This window comes from Streptomyces hokutonensis (assembly GCF_000376565.1).
In the GTDB taxonomy this organism is placed as follows: Bacteria; Actinomycetota; Actinomycetes; order Streptomycetales; family Streptomycetaceae; genus Streptomyces; species Streptomyces hokutonensis.
In genome coordinates this window covers 1-15,275 of the sequence record NZ_BARG01000024.1, presented here as the reverse complement: position 1 = coordinate 15,275, position 15,275 = coordinate 1, and the positions used below count along the sequence as shown (strand labels likewise).

The 15,275-nt window shown below is 71.2% G+C and carries 18 protein-coding genes and 1 riboswitch; of the genes, 8 read left to right on the top strand and 10 right to left on the bottom strand.

Annotated elements, in window-relative coordinates:
* Positions 1 to 18: 18 nt before the first annotated feature.
* Both SSP08S_RS12030 and SSP08S_RS12025 read right to left on the bottom strand, forming a co-directional pair.
* Entirely contained in the window at positions 19 to 717 is a 699-nt protein-coding gene (locus SSP08S_RS12030) for a L,D-transpeptidase family protein (RefSeq protein WP_026178411.1), read from the bottom strand.
* 79 nt (positions 718 to 796) lie between these two features.
* On the bottom strand, positions 797 to 1,429 hold the full coding sequence (locus tag SSP08S_RS12025) for a maleylpyruvate isomerase family mycothiol-dependent enzyme (RefSeq protein WP_019067843.1): 633 nt from the start codon (positions 1,427 to 1,429) through the stop codon (positions 797 to 799).
* Between the two features lie 70 nt (positions 1,430 to 1,499).
* Here SSP08S_RS12025 and SSP08S_RS12020 point away from each other — a divergent pair, with 70 nt between their 5' ends.
* The gene (locus SSP08S_RS12020; RefSeq protein ID WP_019067842.1) at positions 1,500 to 2,405 is read left to right on the top strand and encodes a LysR family transcriptional regulator; all 906 of its coding nucleotides are present in this window, start codon (positions 1,500 to 1,502) and stop codon (positions 2,403 to 2,405) included.
* 94 nt (positions 2,406 to 2,499) lie between these two features.
* The gene (locus tag SSP08S_RS12015) at positions 2,500 to 3,900 is read left to right on the top strand and encodes a pyridoxal phosphate-dependent decarboxylase family protein (protein WP_019067841.1); all 1,401 of its coding nucleotides are present in this window, start codon (positions 2,500 to 2,502) and stop codon (positions 3,898 to 3,900) included.
* Here the strand turns inward: SSP08S_RS12015 and SSP08S_RS12010 are convergent.
* Positions 3,874 to 4,677 carry an SDR family NAD(P)-dependent oxidoreductase gene (locus SSP08S_RS12010; RefSeq protein ID WP_019067840.1) on the bottom strand — a complete coding sequence of 268 codons (804 nt, stop codon included), beginning with the start codon at positions 4,675 to 4,677 and terminating at the stop codon, positions 3,874 to 3,876. The genes SSP08S_RS12015 and SSP08S_RS12010 overlap by 27 nt on opposite strands.
* 50 nt (positions 4,678 to 4,727) lie before the next feature.
* Between SSP08S_RS12010 and SSP08S_RS12005 the strand changes: the two genes are divergently transcribed.
* Positions 4,728 to 5,255 carry a hypothetical protein gene (locus tag SSP08S_RS12005; RefSeq protein WP_019067839.1) on the top strand — a complete coding sequence of 176 codons (528 nt, stop codon included), beginning with the start codon at positions 4,728 to 4,730 and terminating at the stop codon, positions 5,253 to 5,255.
* A gap of 4 nt (positions 5,256 to 5,259) precedes the next feature.
* Here SSP08S_RS12005 and SSP08S_RS12000 read toward each other — a convergent pair whose 3' ends face one another.
* The 3 genes from SSP08S_RS12000 to SSP08S_RS11990 all read right to left on the bottom strand — a co-directional run bounded on the left by SSP08S_RS12000 (position 5,260) and on the right by SSP08S_RS11990 (position 7,979).
* A complete protein-coding gene (locus tag SSP08S_RS12000) occupies positions 5,260 to 6,174 on the bottom strand; it encodes an SDR family oxidoreductase (protein ID WP_019067838.1) in 915 nt (304 codons plus the stop codon).
* An 87-nt stretch (positions 6,175 to 6,261) separates the two neighbouring features.
* On the bottom strand, positions 6,262 to 6,891 hold the full coding sequence (locus tag SSP08S_RS11995; protein ID WP_019067837.1) for an MBL fold metallo-hydrolase: 630 nt from the start codon (positions 6,889 to 6,891) through the stop codon (positions 6,262 to 6,264).
* The gene (locus SSP08S_RS11990; protein WP_026178410.1) at positions 6,891 to 7,979 is read right to left on the bottom strand and encodes an S-(hydroxymethyl)mycothiol dehydrogenase; all 1,089 of its coding nucleotides are present in this window, start codon (positions 7,977 to 7,979) and stop codon (positions 6,891 to 6,893) included. The genes SSP08S_RS11995 and SSP08S_RS11990 overlap by 1 nt, the downstream gene beginning before the upstream one ends.
* A 139-nt stretch (positions 7,980 to 8,118) precedes the next feature.
* On the opposite strand from SSP08S_RS11990, the gene SSP08S_RS11985 reads away from it, so the two are divergent.
* The gene (locus SSP08S_RS11985) at positions 8,119 to 9,873 is read left to right on the top strand and encodes an ABC transporter ATP-binding protein (RefSeq protein WP_019067835.1); all 1,755 of its coding nucleotides are present in this window, start codon (positions 8,119 to 8,121) and stop codon (positions 9,871 to 9,873) included.
* Between the two features lie 61 nt (positions 9,874 to 9,934).
* On the opposite strand, the gene SSP08S_RS11980 is transcribed toward SSP08S_RS11985, so the two are convergent.
* Positions 9,935 to 10,228 (bottom strand): hypothetical protein, encoded by a 294-nt coding sequence (locus SSP08S_RS11980; protein WP_019067834.1) that lies wholly within the window; start codon positions 10,226 to 10,228, stop codon positions 9,935 to 9,937.
* A gap of 170 nt (positions 10,229 to 10,398) precedes the next feature.
* Here SSP08S_RS11980 and SSP08S_RS11975 point away from each other — a divergent pair, with 170 nt between their 5' ends.
* On the top strand, positions 10,399 to 10,764 hold the full coding sequence (locus SSP08S_RS11975) for a nuclear transport factor 2 family protein (protein WP_019067833.1): 366 nt from the start codon (positions 10,399 to 10,401) through the stop codon (positions 10,762 to 10,764).
* A 78-nt stretch (positions 10,765 to 10,842) separates the two neighbouring features.
* Here the strand turns inward: SSP08S_RS11975 and SSP08S_RS11970 are convergent, their stop codons facing one another.
* Positions 10,843 to 11,331: a MarR family winged helix-turn-helix transcriptional regulator gene (locus tag SSP08S_RS11970; protein ID WP_019067832.1), complete on the bottom strand. Its 489-nt coding sequence runs from the start codon at positions 11,329 to 11,331 to the stop codon at positions 10,843 to 10,845.
* A 59-nt stretch (positions 11,332 to 11,390) separates the two neighbouring features.
* Here SSP08S_RS11970 and SSP08S_RS11965 point away from each other — a divergent pair, with 59 nt between their 5' ends.
* Together SSP08S_RS11965 and SSP08S_RS11960 are read left to right on the top strand one after the other, a co-directional pair.
* Positions 11,391 to 12,230, top strand: coding sequence for a hypothetical protein (locus SSP08S_RS11965; RefSeq protein ID WP_019067831.1), 840 nt, complete (start codon positions 11,391 to 11,393; stop codon positions 12,228 to 12,230).
* Positions 12,231 to 12,258: 28 nt separating this feature from the next.
* Positions 12,259 to 12,343: riboswitch (ZMP/ZTP riboswitch) on the top strand.
* A 21-nt stretch (positions 12,344 to 12,364) separates the two neighbouring features.
* Complete coding sequence (locus SSP08S_RS11960; protein ID WP_019067830.1) at positions 12,365 to 13,213, top strand: bifunctional 5,10-methylenetetrahydrofolate dehydrogenase/5,10-methenyltetrahydrofolate cyclohydrolase; 849 nt, start codon at positions 12,365 to 12,367, stop codon at positions 13,211 to 13,213.
* On the opposite strand, the gene SSP08S_RS11955 is transcribed toward SSP08S_RS11960, so the two are convergent.
* Positions 13,214 to 14,104: a CU044_5270 family protein gene (locus SSP08S_RS11955; RefSeq protein ID WP_019067829.1), complete on the bottom strand. Its 891-nt coding sequence runs from the start codon at positions 14,102 to 14,104 to the stop codon at positions 13,214 to 13,216.
* Positions 14,105 to 14,191: 87 nt separating this feature from the next.
* Positions 14,192 to 14,713, bottom strand: a complete 522-nt coding sequence (locus tag SSP08S_RS11950; protein WP_019067828.1) for an RNA polymerase sigma factor — start codon at positions 14,711 to 14,713, stop codon at positions 14,192 to 14,194.
* 105 nt (positions 14,714 to 14,818) lie between these two features.
* Here SSP08S_RS11950 and SSP08S_RS55190 point away from each other — a divergent pair.
* The coding region (locus tag SSP08S_RS55190) for a cbb3-type cytochrome c oxidase subunit I (RefSeq protein ID WP_174479381.1) at positions 14,819 to 15,275 on the top strand (457 nt) is incomplete at its 3' end.

Genomic DNA, 15,275 nt, shown 5'->3' with positions numbered 1-15,275 from the left:
AAGCCGGGTGACCGACTGTCAGGTGCCCGGCTTGCGGCCGTAGACGAAGACGTCGTCGCCGTTCTTCAGGAGCGACCAGTACTTCTTCGCGGTGGCCGGGGTCATGTTGACGCAGCCGTGCGAGCCCGGCGGGTTCCACATGCTGAGGTTGACCGAGTGGAAGGCCTGGCCGCCGTCGAAGAACTGGCTGTACGGCATGGGCACGTTGTAGATGTTCGAGACGTGGTCGATGTCCCGCCAGTAGATCTTCTTCAGCCCCGTGCGGGTCTCGTAGCCGTTGCGGCCGGTGCGCACCGGGACCGGGCCGTAGACGAGGCGGCTGCCGTCCTGGATCCAGCTGATCTGGAGCGTGAGGTTGACGCAGGCGATACGGCCCTTGTTGGTCGGGCACTTGCCGGCCGCGTTGGGCTTGTTGCCCACGGCCTTCTGCTTGTTCATCAGGTCCATCACACCCCAGGTGACGGAACCCGCGTAGCCGATGTTCGGCGTGATGCCGTGCTTGGTCTGGAAGGCCCGGATGGCCTTGCAGTCGGCGGCGGACTGCTTGCCGTCGACCGGCCGGCCGAGGAACTTCTCCACCTGCTTCTGGTACGGCCCCGCCTGCGTCGTACAACTCGCCGCCGCCTGCGCCGGCATGCTGCCCAGCGCGAGCGTGAGCGGCGCCACCAGCCCGGTGAGCCCGAGCACTACGGCGCCTCGTCTGCGTATGTCCCCCATGACCTGCCCTTTCCCTTGCCCCGGTACTGCGATCTCTGCCAACTAGACAGGTGCGCAAGGGTAGGGGTTGTAGAGCGGGTCACGCTGCGACGAAACGGTGACATTCCTCGCCATCCAGGTGCCCCGGCGGCAGGCGACGGCCGTATGCGACCAGGAGCAGGTCCTGTGCCCGGCCGCGCAGGGGGGCGCCGGTGCCGAAGGACCAGTCGAGGTCGTCGGCGCAGAGTCGTACGCCGTCGAGGTTGGTGCCGAAGAGGCGGAACGCCCTGGGGTCGACGGCGTTCAGGACGATCCGCAGGCGGTCCTCGGGGACACTGCGGTCCAGGCCGAGCGCGACCGTGATGTCCAGGCCGTGGACGACGTCGTGGCCGAGGGCCGCCGCGATGCCGCCGACGGGCGGTTTCCAGGGGTGATGGGCGTGCTCGCGGAGGAAACCGGCGAGTTCCCGGTCGCTGTGGCCGGCCGCGTCCCGGCGGGCCAGCCGGTCGGTCGTACGGTGCAGACTGCCGCCCGCCTTGGCCAGCTCCCACAGCACCCTGCCGGTCGGATACCGGAACCCCATCGACAGATGCGCCACGACCTCCCGCACCCGCCATCCCGCGCACAGACTCGGCGCCTCCCACTGCGCGGGCGTCAGGGTGTCCAACAGGTCGGCCAGCTCCCGGCGTTCGGCCGCGATGGCCGTGGTGATGTCGTGCGTCGTGGTCCCCATGTGTCAAGGCTCCCGGCGCCCGATCCATAAGTCCAAGAGCGGGTCCGTCTCACAACTAGCATTGCCGGTTATGGAGTTGAGGCAGCTGCGGTACTTCGTGACGGTCGTCGAGGAGGCCAACTTCACCCGGGCCGCCGAGCGGCTGCATCTCGCGCAGCCCGGGGTGAGCGCGCAGATCCGGCAGCTGGAAAGGGAGGTGGGCCAGCCTCTGCTGGACCGGTCGGGCCGGACGGTGCGGCCGACGGAGGTCGGCGCGGCCGTACTGCCGTACGCGCGGGCCGCTCTCGCGGCTGTCGAGGGGGTGCGGCAGACGGCGGCGGAGTTCGGCGGGCTGCTGCGCGGGCGGGTCGCGATCGGGCTGGTGCCCGGAGCCCTCGGTCATCGCATGGACGTGCCCGCGCTGCTCGCCGACTTCCACGACGCACATCCCCAGGTGGAGATCACCCTCACCGAGGACACCTCGGACCGGATGCTCACCGCGCTGCGCCACGGGGAGCTGGACATCGCCGTGTCGGGCCTGCCGGACCCCGAGCCGGCACCCGGTCTCACGCACCGGATCGTGATCGACGAACCCCTGGTCGTGGCGGCGGCCCCGGGTCAACCGCTGCTCGACGAACACCTCGGCCGTACGTCCGTCCCGCTGACCGCGCTGCGCGGGCACCGGCTGATCAGCCTGCCCCGGGGGACGGGGGTGCGCGGGGTGCTGGACCGGCTGTGCGCGGAGGCGGGTTTCCGGCCCCGTGTGACGTGTGAGGCGGCGGCGCCGGACGCGCTGATGCGGCTCGCGGAACGGGGGCTCGGGGTGGCCGTGGTCCCACGCCCGCAGGGCGCCGCCGCAGCGCTCCGGTTGCTCCGTATCGACGATGCCCGGGCGCGGGGGCGGGTCGCGGTGGTCTGGCGTACGGACGGCCCTGCGGGGCCGGCGGCGCGGGCGTTTCTGGCGACCTTGCGGGAGAGGCTGCCCGGACGGGAGTAGTACGGCTATCAGTCCACTTCCGGGACTGGTATCGGTCCACTTTCCTCGGAGTGGACCGATACCCGGCCCGCCGCCTCCGCCTACGCTCCAGCCCATGCACCGCACTCTCGCCGCCGATCTCGCCCGGCTCCCTGAACTCCTCCAGTCCGCCCGTGACTTCGCCGCCCGTGAGCTGGCCGGTGTGGCCGAGCGGCCGGTCGTGCACCCCGGGAAGGCGCCCGAGCAGGACCCGCTGCCGGCCGACGGGACCGGCGCCGAGGGTGCGCTCGCGCGGTTCGCCGAGCGGTGGGCGCCCGGTTTCTCCGGGTCGGCGGGTCCGCGCTACCTCGGGTTCGTGACGGGCGGTGCGACGCCCGCTTCGGTCACCGGCGACTGGCTGACCAGCGCGTACGACCAGAACGTCTCGGGCGCGGCCGGTTCCTGGGCGGCGGCGCTGGAGCGGGAGACGGTCGGGTGGCTGCGCGAGCTGTTCGGGCTGGGCGAGGCGCACTCCGGGGCCTTCGTGTCGGGCGCGACCGTGTCCAACACGGTGGGACTCGCCGTCGCCCGGGAGTGGCTCGGCGAGCGGCTGGGCGTGGACGTGTCCCGGGACGGCGTCTCCGCGCTCGGCCCGGTGGACGTGCTCTCCGGCAGTCCGCACTCCAGCATCACCAAGGCGCTGTCCGTGCTGGGCATCGGCCGGGACCGGCTCCGGCAGGTGCCCGTGCTCGCCGGAAACCGTGAGGCCGTCGACGTGACCCGACTCGACGCCGCCCTCGCCGAGTTGGGAGGCCGCCCGGCGATCGTGGTGGCGAACTCCGGCACGGTGAACACCGTCGACTTCGACGACCTGCGCGCCATCGCGGCCCTCAAGGAACGGCACGACTTCTGGCTGCACGTGGACGCCGCGTTCGGCGGTTTCGCCGCGCTCTCCCCCGCCCACGCCCATCTCGTCGACGGACTCGACGCGGCGGACTCGGTCTGCGTAGACCTCCACAAGTGGCTCAACGTGCCCTACGACGCGGCCGTCCAGTTCACCCGCCGCCGCGACCTGCAGACCAGGGTGTTCCACAACTCCTCCCCCTACCTCGGCCTGCCGACCGGCGACCCGGACTTCCTCCACCTCACCCCGGAGAACTCCCGCCGGCTGCGCGCCCTCCCGGCCTGGTTCTCCCTCCTGGCCTACGGCCGCACCGGGCACCGCGAGATCGTCGAGCGCAACGTCGCCCTCGCCCACCGCCTCGGCGAGGGCATCGCCGCGCTCCCGGGCCTGCGGCTTTCGGCACCGGTCCGGCTGAACGTCGTCTGCTTCACCCTCGCCGAGAACCCGACGCAGGAACGGGTGGCCGCGCTGGCGGAGGCCGTCGCCGCGACCGGCGAGGCGTTCCTGACACCGACGGTGTACGACGGGACGCCCGCGCTGCGGGCCGCGTTCAGCAACTGGCGGACGTCCGAGGCGGATACGGAACGGGTGTTGGCGGTGCTGGCTTCACTGCCCCTCACCCGCCGACTCTGAAAGAGCCCTGCGGAACCCGGTGGCCACCGCGGTGACCCCTCCGTCGACCGTGAGCGTGGTGCCGGTGATCCACGAGGCGTCGCGCGAGGCGAGGAACGCGACGGCCGCGGCGATGTCCTCGGGCTCGCCGACCCGGCCGAGCGGATACAGGCCGCTCAGCGCGTCCAGTTCGTCGTCCCGACCCTCCCACGCGGAGGTGCGGACCGTGCCGGGCACCACCAGGTTGACCCGCACCCCCCGCCGGGCGGCGTGTCCGGCGAGGGTGCGGGTGAGCGAGATGAGCCCGGCCTTGGCCGCGCTGTAGGCGTGGTTGCCGAAGTCCTGGGCCCCGTTGACGGAACCGATGCTGACGATCGCCCCGCGTCCGGAGGCGACCAGGTGCGGGAGTGCGGCGCGGCAGCAGCGGAACGTCCCCGTCAGCGTGATGTCGAGGTCACGCGACCACTCGTCGTCCGGTTCGTCCTCGAAGAGTGGGACGTCGGGGGTGCAGTGTGCAGCGCAGTTGACCAGGACGTCGAGCGACCCGAAGGTGTCGACGGCGTGCGCGACGGCTCGCTCGACCGCCCGCTGCTCCCCCACGTCGCAGCCCAACGCCTCTGCCGCCAGCCCGAGTTCACGCAGGTCCGCCGCCGTTTTCTCCGCCTCGGGCAGATCGGTGTCGGTCACCAGAATCCGCGCGCCCTCCTCGGCGAGCCGCCGGGAGATGGCCGCGCCGATGCCCCGGGCCGCACCGGTGACGAGAACTCCGTACCCCTCGAAGCGCGTTGTGTCAGTCATGCACGCGAACCTACTGCCGGAACGATCAACTCGGCAGATAGCGTGCGGACATGAACGCGTTCATACAGCAACTGCCCGCGCTGATGGGTGTGGTGATCGGCGCGCTCGGCTCGTATCTGGCGGTAGTGCGGGGCGACCGGGTCCGGTTCCGGAACGAGCAGGCGGCGCGTTGGGAGGAGCGGCGACTCGCCGTGTACACCGACTACGCCCGGGACCTGAAGCGGTCCGTGACCCTCAACTACCGTGTCGCCTCCCACTTCGGCAACGACCCGCACCCGCATCCGCTGGCTCCCGAGGACGCGACACCGCTGATGGCGGAGGCCGCCGTGGCCAGGGACCCGTCCGGAGAGGCGCTGATCCTGCTGGGGAGTCCGCTGGTGGTGGAGCGGGCTCGGGTCTGGGTAGTCGCGGTGATGGACATGGAACAGTTCCTGCGTGAAGAGACGCGCGATCCGGTCGCCTGGCAGGGCCTGCTGGCCCGACAGCGGGCCGGTCGCGAGGGCTACAACGCGGCCGTACGCGACGATCTGGCGCTGCCACCGGGCCACTCGGCCCGCTGGTCGGTGACACAGGTGTGAGGCCTCACCGATACCCCGTCACATCCGCCGCCTTCCCCACGTCCTGCACCTCCACCAGATACCGCCACGCGTCCGGCCGGCTCCCGTCCAGGTCCGTGAAGCCGTACACCGGGGCGAGCCCGCCACTGGACAGCGACTGCCCGTTCCAGCGGGCGACTTGGGGATCGGTCGCGAGGGCGGTGACGGCGCGGCCGACGTAGCGCGGGGTCTCCGAGATGGCGAAGTGCGGGACGCGGTCGAGGGCGTCGCGCCAGTTCTCCTCGCGGACGCCGAACTGGTCGAGCATGATCTCCGAGCGCAGCCAGCCGGGAGTGAGCGCCACGGCGGTGGCGCCGCGTGGGCCGAGTTCGTGGCCGAGGGCGAAGGCCATGCGCAGGACGGAGGACTTGGCGAGGTCGTAGAAGAAGGAGACGCGGTAGGTGTCGCGGTTGTACTCGGCGGTGCCGTCGGTGACTTCGACGACCAGGCCGCCGGGGCGGCGCAGCAGCAGGGGCAGGGTGTGGTGGCTGGTGATCGCGTGGGTCTCGACCGCGAGCCTGAGGAGCCGGAGCCCCTTGTCGAGGTCGTGTTCCCAGACCGGGGTGTCCCAGGCGAAGAGGTGTTCGCCGCCCCAGATGTCGTTGACGAGGATGTCGAGGCGGCCCTGTTCGTCGTCGATGCGGTCGACGAGGGTCCGTACGGCCGAGGGTTCGAGGTGGTCGGTGGGTACGGCGACGCCCCGGCCGCCGGCCGCGGTGACGAGGTCGGCGGTGTCCTCGATCGTCTCGGGCCGGTCGTACTCGGAGCGCCGGGCGCGGGTGGTGCGGCCGGTGACGTAGACGGTGGCTCCGGCCGCGCCGAGCTCCACGGCGATCCCGCGTCCCGCTCCGCGGGTCGCCCCCGCGACCAGCGCGACCTTGCCTTCCAGTGGGCCCGGCATGTCCGACCTCCCGTGCTCGTTCGACGTGTCTCCTGTCGATCGTGCACGGGAAGCCGGACATCTTCTGTCGGGATTGTGTCCGGGGCGTCAGTGGCCCCGCGCGATCCACTCCTCCAGGTGAGTGGCCTCGGCCCCTACGGTCGTCGAGTCGCCGTGTCCCGTGAGCACCTTCGTCTCGGGCGGGAGGGTCAGGAGGCGGTCGCGGATGGAGTCGATGATGGTCGGGAAGTGGGAGTACGACCGTCCCGTGGCGCCCGGGCCGCCGTGGAAGAGGGTGTCGCCGGTGAAGACCGTGGCAAGCCCGGGGTCGTAGAGGCAGACCGCGCCGGGCGCGTGACCGGGTGTGTGCAGGACCTTCAGGTCGGCGCCCGCCGCCTCGATGACCTGGCCGTCGGCGAGATGGGCGTCGGGGTCGCGGTCGGGGTGGGTCTGCTTCCACAGGGGCAGGTCGTCGGGGTGCAGCCAGATCGTGGCGCCGGTGCGGTCCGCGAGGGCGGGGGCGGCGTCGATGTGGTCGTTGTGGGCGTGGGTGCAGATGATGGCGGTCAGTCTGCGGTCGCCGATCGCCTCGAGGATGGCGTCGGCGTCATGGGCGGCGTCGATGACGACGACCTCGTGGTCGTCGCCGACGATCCACACGTTGTTGTCGACGTCCCAGGTGCCGCCGTCGAGCGTGAACTGCCCTGAGGTGACGAGGTGTTCGATGCGCGCGGCCATCAGAGCACCACCACCGAACGCAGCACGTCGCCGCCGTGCATCCGCTCGAACGCCTTCTCCACCTCGTCGAGTTGGACTGTCTCGGTGACGAACGCGCCGAGATCCAGGCGGCCTTGCTGGTGCAGGTCGATCAGCATCGGGAAGTCGCGGGAGGGCAGACAGTCGCCGTACCAGGACGACTTGAGGGAACCGCCGCGCCCGAAGACATCGAGGAGCGGGAGTTCGAGCTTCATCTCGGGCGTCGGGACGCCGACGAGGACGACCGTGCCGGCGAGATCACGGCCGTAGAAGGCCTGCTTGTACGTCTCGGGGCGGCCGACCGCCTCGATGACGACGTCGGCGCCGAAGCCGCCGGTCAGTTCGCGGATCGCCTCGACGGCGTCGGACGTCTTGGAGTTGACGGTGTGGGTGGCGCCCATCGTGAGGGCCTTCTCCAGCTTGCGGTCGTCGATGTCGACGGCGATGATCCGCGCCGCGCCCGCGAGCCGTGCCCCGGCGATCGCCGCGTCGCCGACCCCGCCGCAGCCGATGACGGCGACGGTGTCGCCGCGCCCGACGTTCCCGGTGTTGATCGCCGCGCCGATTCCGGCCATGACCCCGCAGCCGAGGAGACCGGCGACGGCCGGGGAGACGGTCGGGTCGACCTTGGTGCACTGGCCCGCCGCCACGAGCGTCTTGTCGGCGAAGGCTCCGATACCGAGGGCCGGGGAGAGTTCCTGGCCGGTCGAGGCGAGGGTCATCTTCTGCTTGGCGTTGTGGGTGTTGAAGCAGTACTGCGGCCGGCCGCGCAGACAGGCCCGGCAATTACCGCACACCGCACGCCAGTTGAGGATCACGAAGTCGCCCGGGGCGACGTCGGTGACGCCCTCGCCGACCGACTCCACGATCCCCGCCGCCTCATGGCCGAGCAGGAAGGGGAAGTCGTCGCTGATGCCGCCCTGCTTGTAGTGCAGGTCGGTGTGACAGACCCCGCAGGCCTGGATCTTCACCACGGCCTCACCGGGTCCGGGGTCGGGTACGACGATCGTCTCGACCCGGACCGGTTCGTTCTTTCCCGGCGCGATCACGCCGCACACTTCCTGCGCCATGGTCCTGAACCCTTTCGTCGATCGTTGTCCCTGCCTGAGACCCTACGCGTGACTGATCGGTAAGGGCACGACGGAGGCTCGACACCGTCGGCGGCGGCCGACGTAGCCTGAATGCTCCGACCGCATCCCGGGGAGCGCCGTGAGCATCGCAGGGACTCGGAGCGACCCGCCGGCCTGGCGGCTGCTCCTCGACTACGTACGGCCGCACCGCTGGGCCCTGTTGGCGGGCGCGCTGCTCTCGCTGGTCACCGGGGGCACCGGGCTGCTGCTTCCGCTGGTGGCGCGGGGACTCATCGACGACCTCTCGCACGACCGGACGATCACCGGGGCGCTGCTCGCGATGTCGGCGCTGGTGGTCGCCAACGCGGCGGTGGGCGCGCTGGGTTCGTACGTGCTGCGGCGCACCGCCGAGTCGGTGGTGCTCGGCGCGCGGCGCGCCCTGTCGTCGTATCTGCTGCGGCTGCGGATCAGCGCGGTGGACCGCAGCGAGCCCGGCGACCTGATGGCCCGCATCACCTCCGACACCACCCTGCTGCGCGAGGTCACCACCGACTCACTGGTCGGCCTCGGCACCGAGGGGCTCATCCTCGTCGCGACGATCGTGATGATGGGCCTTGTCGACCCCGTGCTGCTGGCCGTCACCCTCGGCGTGATCGTGGGCGCGGGCACCGTGCTCAGCGTGATCGTGCCGCGCATCAACCGGGCCAGCCGGCAGGCGCAGGACGCGATCGGCGTGATGGGGGCCTCGCTGGAGCGGATCCTCGGCGCGCTGCGCACGGTGAAAGCGTCCGGCGCCGAGGACCGCGAGGAGCGCACCCTGCACGCGGCGGCCGAGGAGTCGTGGCGGCAGAGCATCCGCGCCGCCAAGTGGGCTGCGGCGGCGGGCAATACGGCCGGTCTGTCGATGCAGATCGCGTTCATCACCGTCCTCGCGGTGGGCGGGGCGCGCGTGGCGACGGGCGCGATAAATGTCGGCACGCTGGTCGCCTTCCTCCTCTACGTCTTCTACCTCATGATGCCGATCCAGCAGGTCGTCGGCGCGATCACGCAGTACCAGACGGGCGCCGCGGCCCTCGCCCGCATCCAGGAAGCGCTCCAGCTCCCCGCCGAACCCCCGTCCCTGCCCGCCCAGTTGCCCTCCCCCGGGGCCGAACCGGCCGCCCTCGCCTTCGACGACGTCCGCTTCCGCTACGCCGACGACCTGCCCTACGTCCACCACGGCGTGACCTTCTCCGTGCCGGCCCAGGGCATGACGGCGTTCGTCGGCCCGTCCGGCGCCGGCAAGACCACCGTGTTCTCCCTCATCGAGCGCTTCTACGACCCCGAGTCCGGCGCCATCACCCTCGACGGCCGGAACCTCGCGGACTGGGAGCTGTCCGGACTCCGCTCCGCCATCGGCTACGTGGAGCAGGACGCCCCGGTCCTGTCGGGCTCCCTGCGCGACAACCTGCTGCTCGGCAACCCGGACGCGAGCGCGGACGACGTCACCCGCGTGCTGAAGACGACCCGCCTCGACGGCCTGGTCGCCCGGCTCCCGAAGGGCGTGGACACCCTGGTCGGCCACCGCGGCACCCGCCTCTCCGGCGGCGAACGCCAGCGCGTCGCGATCGCCCGCGCCCTGCTGCGCCACCCCCGCCTGCTGCTCCTCGACGAGGCGACCTCGCAGCTCGACGCGGTCAACGAGGCTGCCCTGCGCGACACCGTCGCCGATGTGGCCCGTACGACGACGGTCCTGGTCGTCGCGCACCGGCTGTCCACGGTGACGATGGCCGACCGGATCGTCGTCATGGACGCGGGCCGGGTCCGCGCGGTGGGCACACACCGGGAGCTGGTGAGCGCCGACCCGCTCTACGCGGAGCTGGCCGCGACGCAGTTCCTGGCGACGGCGGGCTGATGCCGCCGCACGACTGAGGGCCGCCCGTTTCCGGACGGCCCTCGATGTCTGCGCGGTCTCGCTAGCCGACAGCGGGAAGAAGTCCCGTGACCGGCGCGGCCATGTCGGTGACCTGGTGCAACTGCTGGAGGTCGTTGAGGTGGTTCAGCGCCTTCATCTGGTCGGCGACCTTCGGGATCTGCGCCTGGTGCTCGGCGGGGATCTCGCTCACCGCGAGCGAGTCGAGCAGGGCGACCGGGCTGACCTTGCCGTCCTTGAAGGCGGGCGCGTCGGCGGCGTTCGCCATCGGCGCGACGAGGCCGGTGACCCCGACGGCGAGACCAACGGCGGCGGCAATACGTCGTGTTGAGATCATGCTTCCAGCAACGCGGACGGTAGCCGCACGGTCACGGGCACCGGTCACCACTCACCCGTGAGGCGGAGCGCGCCGCTCGGTTTGCCGACCCCGGCCCGGCGGAGGAGTCTCGTAGGAGAGGCCCGCGCGGCTCGCTCCTGTTCGGGCCGCGGCCCTCCAAGGAGGTAACCATGGGCACCGCGGCACGCCCCGGCTTCGACACCGAAGCCCTGCGCCGGGGCATCGAAGATCACACAGCGGCGACACTTCTGTCGCTCTACGCCGACGACGCGGAGATCCACGTCGTCGACCACCAGACCCAGCCCAGCAACCCCAAGGTCCTGCACGGCCGGGAAGAGATCGGCGCCATGCTCGCCGACGTCTACAGCCGTGACATGACGCACAAACTGGAGGAGTGCGTCGTACAGGGGGACCGAGTCGCCTACAGCGAGTCCTGTCAGTACGCCGACGGGACCCGGGTCCTGGCCGAGTCGATGCTCGTACTGGACGACGGCAAGATCACCCGGCAGACCATGATCCAGGCATGGGACGGCTAGCCAGATGGGTGCCGAGGGTCCGGGTCACCACCAGGCTGACCTGGACCTTCTCGGCCAGTACGGTACCCGCAGGACCCGCTAGGACTCGACGGCGAGCACCAGTTTCCGCAGCAGCTCTGCGAGCGTCCGCCGCTCTGCTGGGTTCAGCGCTGCGAGCAGCTCGAGCTCGCCCGCTTCCTCCGCCGCCACGTGCTCCTCGAGGACCGCGTATCCGGCGTCGGTGAGCCGTACCCGCACCCGCCGTCGGTCCCCCGTCTCATGGGTGCGGGTGATCAGCCCCGCCTCCTCGACGGCCGCCAGCCGCGCGGAGAGCGCCCCACGGGTCAGCCCCAGCAGTTCCGCCAGCCGTGACGGACTCGTCTCGTACGGCGGCCCGAGCCTGCGCAGCATGAGCAGCACCTTGAACTGCCACTGCTTGAGCCCGTCGGCGTCGAGCACGTCCCGCCGCGCCTGACCGGCATGCCGGGCCAGGATCGCCAGCCGGAAGAAGATCTGCTCCTTCACCGGGTCCATCCAGGGGAGTTCCTTCGCCCAGAGCGCCACGTGCCGGTCGACCGAGTCCTCCACGTCTGCCTCCCGCAGTGGTTTTCTTGTGGATAGTTTTTCGCATAACTACCTTCCCCGTCATGACATCCACAGCGAACGCGGTCGTCCCCGTCGAGGAACTCATCGCAGCGGCCCACGAGTTGAGCGTGACGGGACGATGGGAGCGCGCCTCCCGCCTGCTGGACGCATGCACCACTGACGCATCCGACCCCCGGGCGCGGATCGCCCGCGCCGCCGCGCAAGTCGCCCTGGAACAGGACTGGTTCGCGGGCACCGACACCGCGACGGCACGTATCGAGGCGGCCGGGAAGGAGTTCCCGGGCGGCGACTGGGACGTGGACTTCGCGCGGCTGCGGAACACCTACCGACGGCTGCTCGTCGTCGACGGCCGACTCCGGTTGGGCCCGGACGGGAAGGACCCGGAAGCCCTCACGTCACTGCTCCGCGAGGCGGAGGCGTTGCGGGACGGCGCCCCGGACGAGGGGCGCCGGGGCTGGGCGGAGATGTACCTCGGCCTCATCACGGACAACCACTTCGCCGACCTGCCGGGGGCACCCCCGCACTACGCGTCCGCGCTGCGCGCCGCCGAGTCGGTCGACGACCCGTTGCTGGCCCGCGAGGCCCTGCGCCACCTCGGCGACCACGACCACGACGCCGGAGACCACGACCTGGCGCTGGAGCGCTGGAGCCGGGCGACCACGCTGGGCGCGGGAGCGGGCACGGTCCCCGGCACGCTCTCCCAACAACTGCTGCTCGCCGTGCTGGCCCGGGACTCCGGCGACGAGGCCGGGGCCAGGGCACTGGCGACGGAGGTCGCCCGCTGGGCGGAGGCCATCGGGGCGCCACGCCTCGCGGCGCAGGCCCGGGACTTCCTGACCGGTGTCGACCCGACGCGGCCGCCCGAGCAGAACGGGTCCTGACGACCGTACGACTCCCTCGGTTAGGCTGTCCGTGGGTCGTGACTGGCGCTGAGGTGGAGCACCACCGTGGAGCGGCCCACGCGGAGTGAATGCCGTGCGCCTGGGCGATCGGTCAACCAGCTCAGGAGTGGATCATGTCTCAGGCACGGCTCATGGACGGCACGGCGCTCGCCCGGCGCATCGTCGAGGACACCGCGAAGCAGGCCGCCGACCTCAAGGAACGCACCGGTACGGCACCCTGTCTGGCGACGGTCCTGGTCGGCGCGGACCCGGCCTCCGTCACCTACGTCCGAATGAAGCAGAACCGCAGCCGCAAGGCCGGCATCGAGTCCCGGCACGTCGAACTCCCCGCCACCACGACCACCGCCGAACTGGTCGCCACCCTCACCACGCTCTCCACCGACCCCACCGTCCACGGCATCCTGCTCCAGCACCCGATGGGCGAACACATCGACGAGCGGGCCGCGTTCGAGGCGATCGCGCCGGAGAAGGACGTCGACGGCGTCACCTTCGCGTCCTTCGCGGCGATGAGCTTCGGCCTGCCGGGCTTCGTGTCCTGCACGCCCGGCGGCATCATGCGGCTGCTCGACGAGTACGACGTCGACCCGTCCGGCAAGCGGGCCGTCGTCGTGGGCCGCAGCGCGATCCTCGGCAAGCCGGCAGGGATGCTGCTCCTGGCCCGCGACGCGACGGTCACCTACTGCCACTCCCGCACCCGCGACCTGTCGGCGGCGGTCCGCGAGGCGGACATCGTGGTCGCCGCCGTGGGGCGCCCCAGGCTGATCCGCGGCGAGGACATCAAGCCCGGCGCGGTCGTGCTCGACGCCGGCTACAACGCGGGCAACGTCGGTGACGTCGACTTCGACTCCGCCGCCGAGCGCGCCTCGCTGATCACGCCGGTGCCGGGCGGCGTCGGTCCGATGACCATCGCCACGCTCCTGGAGCAGACCGTGACGGCCGCGGCCCGGCAGCTCGGGGTGTGATCAGCGCGTCCACGCGCTGTAGTCCATGACGTCCCCGGCCTTGACGCCGTACTCGGGCTGGTCCTTCGTGGAGGTGCTCTCCATCCCGAGGACGGCGCCGGTGGCCGGATCCATGATCAGCATCAGTCGGCTGCCCGACTGCCGATACACATAGGCCTCCCCGCGCCGCCCGAGCCGGTCGGTCACCTCCCCCGCCGGCCGCAGCCCGTCCGCCCCCGCGAGCAGCCGCGCCAACGCGGCCGACTCCCGCGCCCCGAGCGTCCAGTGGTCCAGCAACTCCCCCACGGCGCCGAGGAGTTCGGGGGTGGTCAGCGGTGTCTTGCTGTACGCGGTCTCCTGGAGGTACGCCCGCAGTCCCGGCACGTCGTGCGGGGGCCGGGCATCGGGCGGGACATCGCTCCAACTCGGCGGATACGTAGTCTCCTTGAGGACATGCCCGTCCTCCACGACACGCTCCGTGTGACTGTCGTCCGCGTTCCAGCGCACGATGCGTTCCTCGGGGATGGTGACCGGCGGCTTGTCGTCGGACATGCCGAGACTCCACGTCTGCACGTGGGTTCCCTTGCGCAGCACGGGAGTTCCGTCGACCGCGACCGCCGCGGCGAGAGCGGCGAGCTGTTTCAGTGACACGGGCGTGGAGTTCGCCTGCACGACCAGGGGGCGGGGCGCCGCCACGGCGGGAGTCCCGCTCGGCCCACCCAGCAACAGCGTGAACACGGTGGCCGCTACGGTGACTCCGGCCACGAGACTCCAGAGCAGCCGGCGACGCCGTTCGTACAGCAGCCGGTTGAGCCGACGAGAGGCGTGGTGGTCCAGCGGCCCGTCGCCGTAGAGGGGTCCATCGGCCGTGAACGGGTTGGCGCCACGCAGTAGTTCAAGTTCATCGACCATGGCGTCGATCCTCCGGTCCACCTGTAGCGCCCCAAAGGGGCGCGGGGAACTGCGCGACCAGCCACGACGGCGCCGCAGAGTACTCAGTCAACGCCCCGCCCCTCCCAGCACCGAGAGCCGATCGATCTCCGCTCTCAACCTCCGCCGTGCCCGATGCAATCGCATGGCCGCAGCCCGCACACCGCACCCAAGGACGACGGCAACCTCCTCCACGCCCAGCTCCTCCCACGCCGTCAACCGCAGCACCTCCTGGTCGGCGGCCGACAACCGCGCGAGCGCCTCGTGCACCCACCCACCGGGTGCCTCCGCATCGGGCCCCACCGCGACCTGCCGCCCGTGCGCGCTCTCGTCGTTGCCCAGCCGATGGACAAGCCGACGGCGGCGCCCGTACCCCCGTACCGCGTTGGCCAGGCAGTTGCGGGCAACGCCGTACAGCCAGGGCAACGGGAGCGGCGGCAGATCCGCACGGCGGCGCCAGGCGACGGTGAAGACCTCCGCCACCACTTCCTCCACCTCACCGCTCCGCCCGTCCAGTCGCCGGGCAACGTAGCGGCTGACCGCCCAGTAGTGCTCGCGATAGGCAGCGGCGAAGATCTCGTCGTTGCTCATGTTCCGTTCGTGTCCGGCACCCGGGCGATCGTCACACCCGATTTCGTGATTCTCCTCGCGCCCGTCGAGTGTGACGGGCGGGCGGGGCGCGGACACAGGCGGGGCGTGAGAGACCTCAAGAGCATCAAGTGGCTGACGACCACGGATCACAAGACGATCGGCACGCTGTACCTCGTCACGGCGTTCGGGTTCTTCCTGATCGGCGGCGTCATGGCGCTCCTCATGCGCGCCGAACTCGCCAGACCCGGACTACAGATCATGTCCAACGAGCAGTTCAACCAGGCGTTCACGATGCACGGCACGATCATGTTGCTGATGTTCGCGACGCCGCTGTTCGCCGGCTTCACGAACTGGATCATGCCGCTGCAGATCGGCGCGCCCGACGTGGCGTTCCCGCGGCTGAACATGTTCGCCTACTGGCTGTACCTGTTCGGCTCGACGATCGCGGTGGGCGGTTTCCTCACCCCGCAGGGTGCGGCCGACTTCGGCTGGTTCGCCTACTCCCCGCTGTCGGACGCGGTCCGTTCGCCGGGTATCGGCGCCGACATGTGGATCATGGGTC

Excerpts from the sequence above, each read along its gene's own strand:
- SSP08S_RS11950 (WP_019067828.1), bottom strand. The coding sequence starts at position 14,713 with ATGAGCAACGACGAGATCTTCGCCGCTGCCTATCGCGAGCACTACTGG.
- SSP08S_RS12015 (WP_019067841.1), top strand. The coding sequence starts at position 2,500 with ATGCACCGCACTCTCGCCGCCGATCTCGCCCGGCTCCCTGAACTCCTC.
- SSP08S_RS11955 (WP_019067829.1), bottom strand. The coding sequence starts at position 14,104 with ATGGTCGATGAACTTGAACTACTGCGTGGCGCCAACCCGTTCACGGCC.
- SSP08S_RS12010 (WP_019067840.1), bottom strand. The coding sequence starts at position 4,677 with ATGACTGACACAACGCGCTTCGAGGGGTACGGAGTTCTCGTCACCGGT.
- SSP08S_RS11980 (WP_019067834.1), bottom strand. The coding sequence starts at position 10,228 with ATGATCTCAACACGACGTATTGCCGCCGCCGTTGGTCTCGCCGTCGGG.
- SSP08S_RS12025 (WP_019067843.1), bottom strand. The coding sequence starts at position 1,429 with ATGGGGACCACGACGCACGACATCACCACGGCCATCGCGGCCGAACGC.
- SSP08S_RS12020 (WP_019067842.1), top strand. The coding sequence starts at position 1,500 with ATGGAGTTGAGGCAGCTGCGGTACTTCGTGACGGTCGTCGAGGAGGCC.
- SSP08S_RS12000 (WP_019067838.1), bottom strand. The coding sequence starts at position 6,174 with ATGCCGGGCCCACTGGAAGGCAAGGTCGCGCTGGTCGCGGGGGCGACC.
- SSP08S_RS12030 (WP_026178411.1), bottom strand. The coding sequence starts at position 717 with ATGGGGGACATACGCAGACGAGGCGCCGTAGTGCTCGGGCTCACCGGG.
- SSP08S_RS12005 (WP_019067839.1), top strand. The coding sequence starts at position 4,728 with ATGAACGCGTTCATACAGCAACTGCCCGCGCTGATGGGTGTGGTGATC.
- SSP08S_RS11960 (WP_019067830.1), top strand. The coding sequence starts at position 12,365 with ATGTCTCAGGCACGGCTCATGGACGGCACGGCGCTCGCCCGGCGCATC.
- SSP08S_RS11990 (WP_026178410.1), bottom strand. The coding sequence starts at position 7,979 with ATGGCGCAGGAAGTGTGCGGCGTGATCGCGCCGGGAAAGAACGAACCG.
- SSP08S_RS11995 (WP_019067837.1), bottom strand. The coding sequence starts at position 6,891 with ATGGCCGCGCGCATCGAACACCTCGTCACCTCAGGGCAGTTCACGCTC.
- SSP08S_RS11965 (WP_019067831.1), top strand. The coding sequence starts at position 11,391 with ATGACATCCACAGCGAACGCGGTCGTCCCCGTCGAGGAACTCATCGCA.
- SSP08S_RS11975 (WP_019067833.1), top strand. The coding sequence starts at position 10,399 with ATGGGCACCGCGGCACGCCCCGGCTTCGACACCGAAGCCCTGCGCCGG.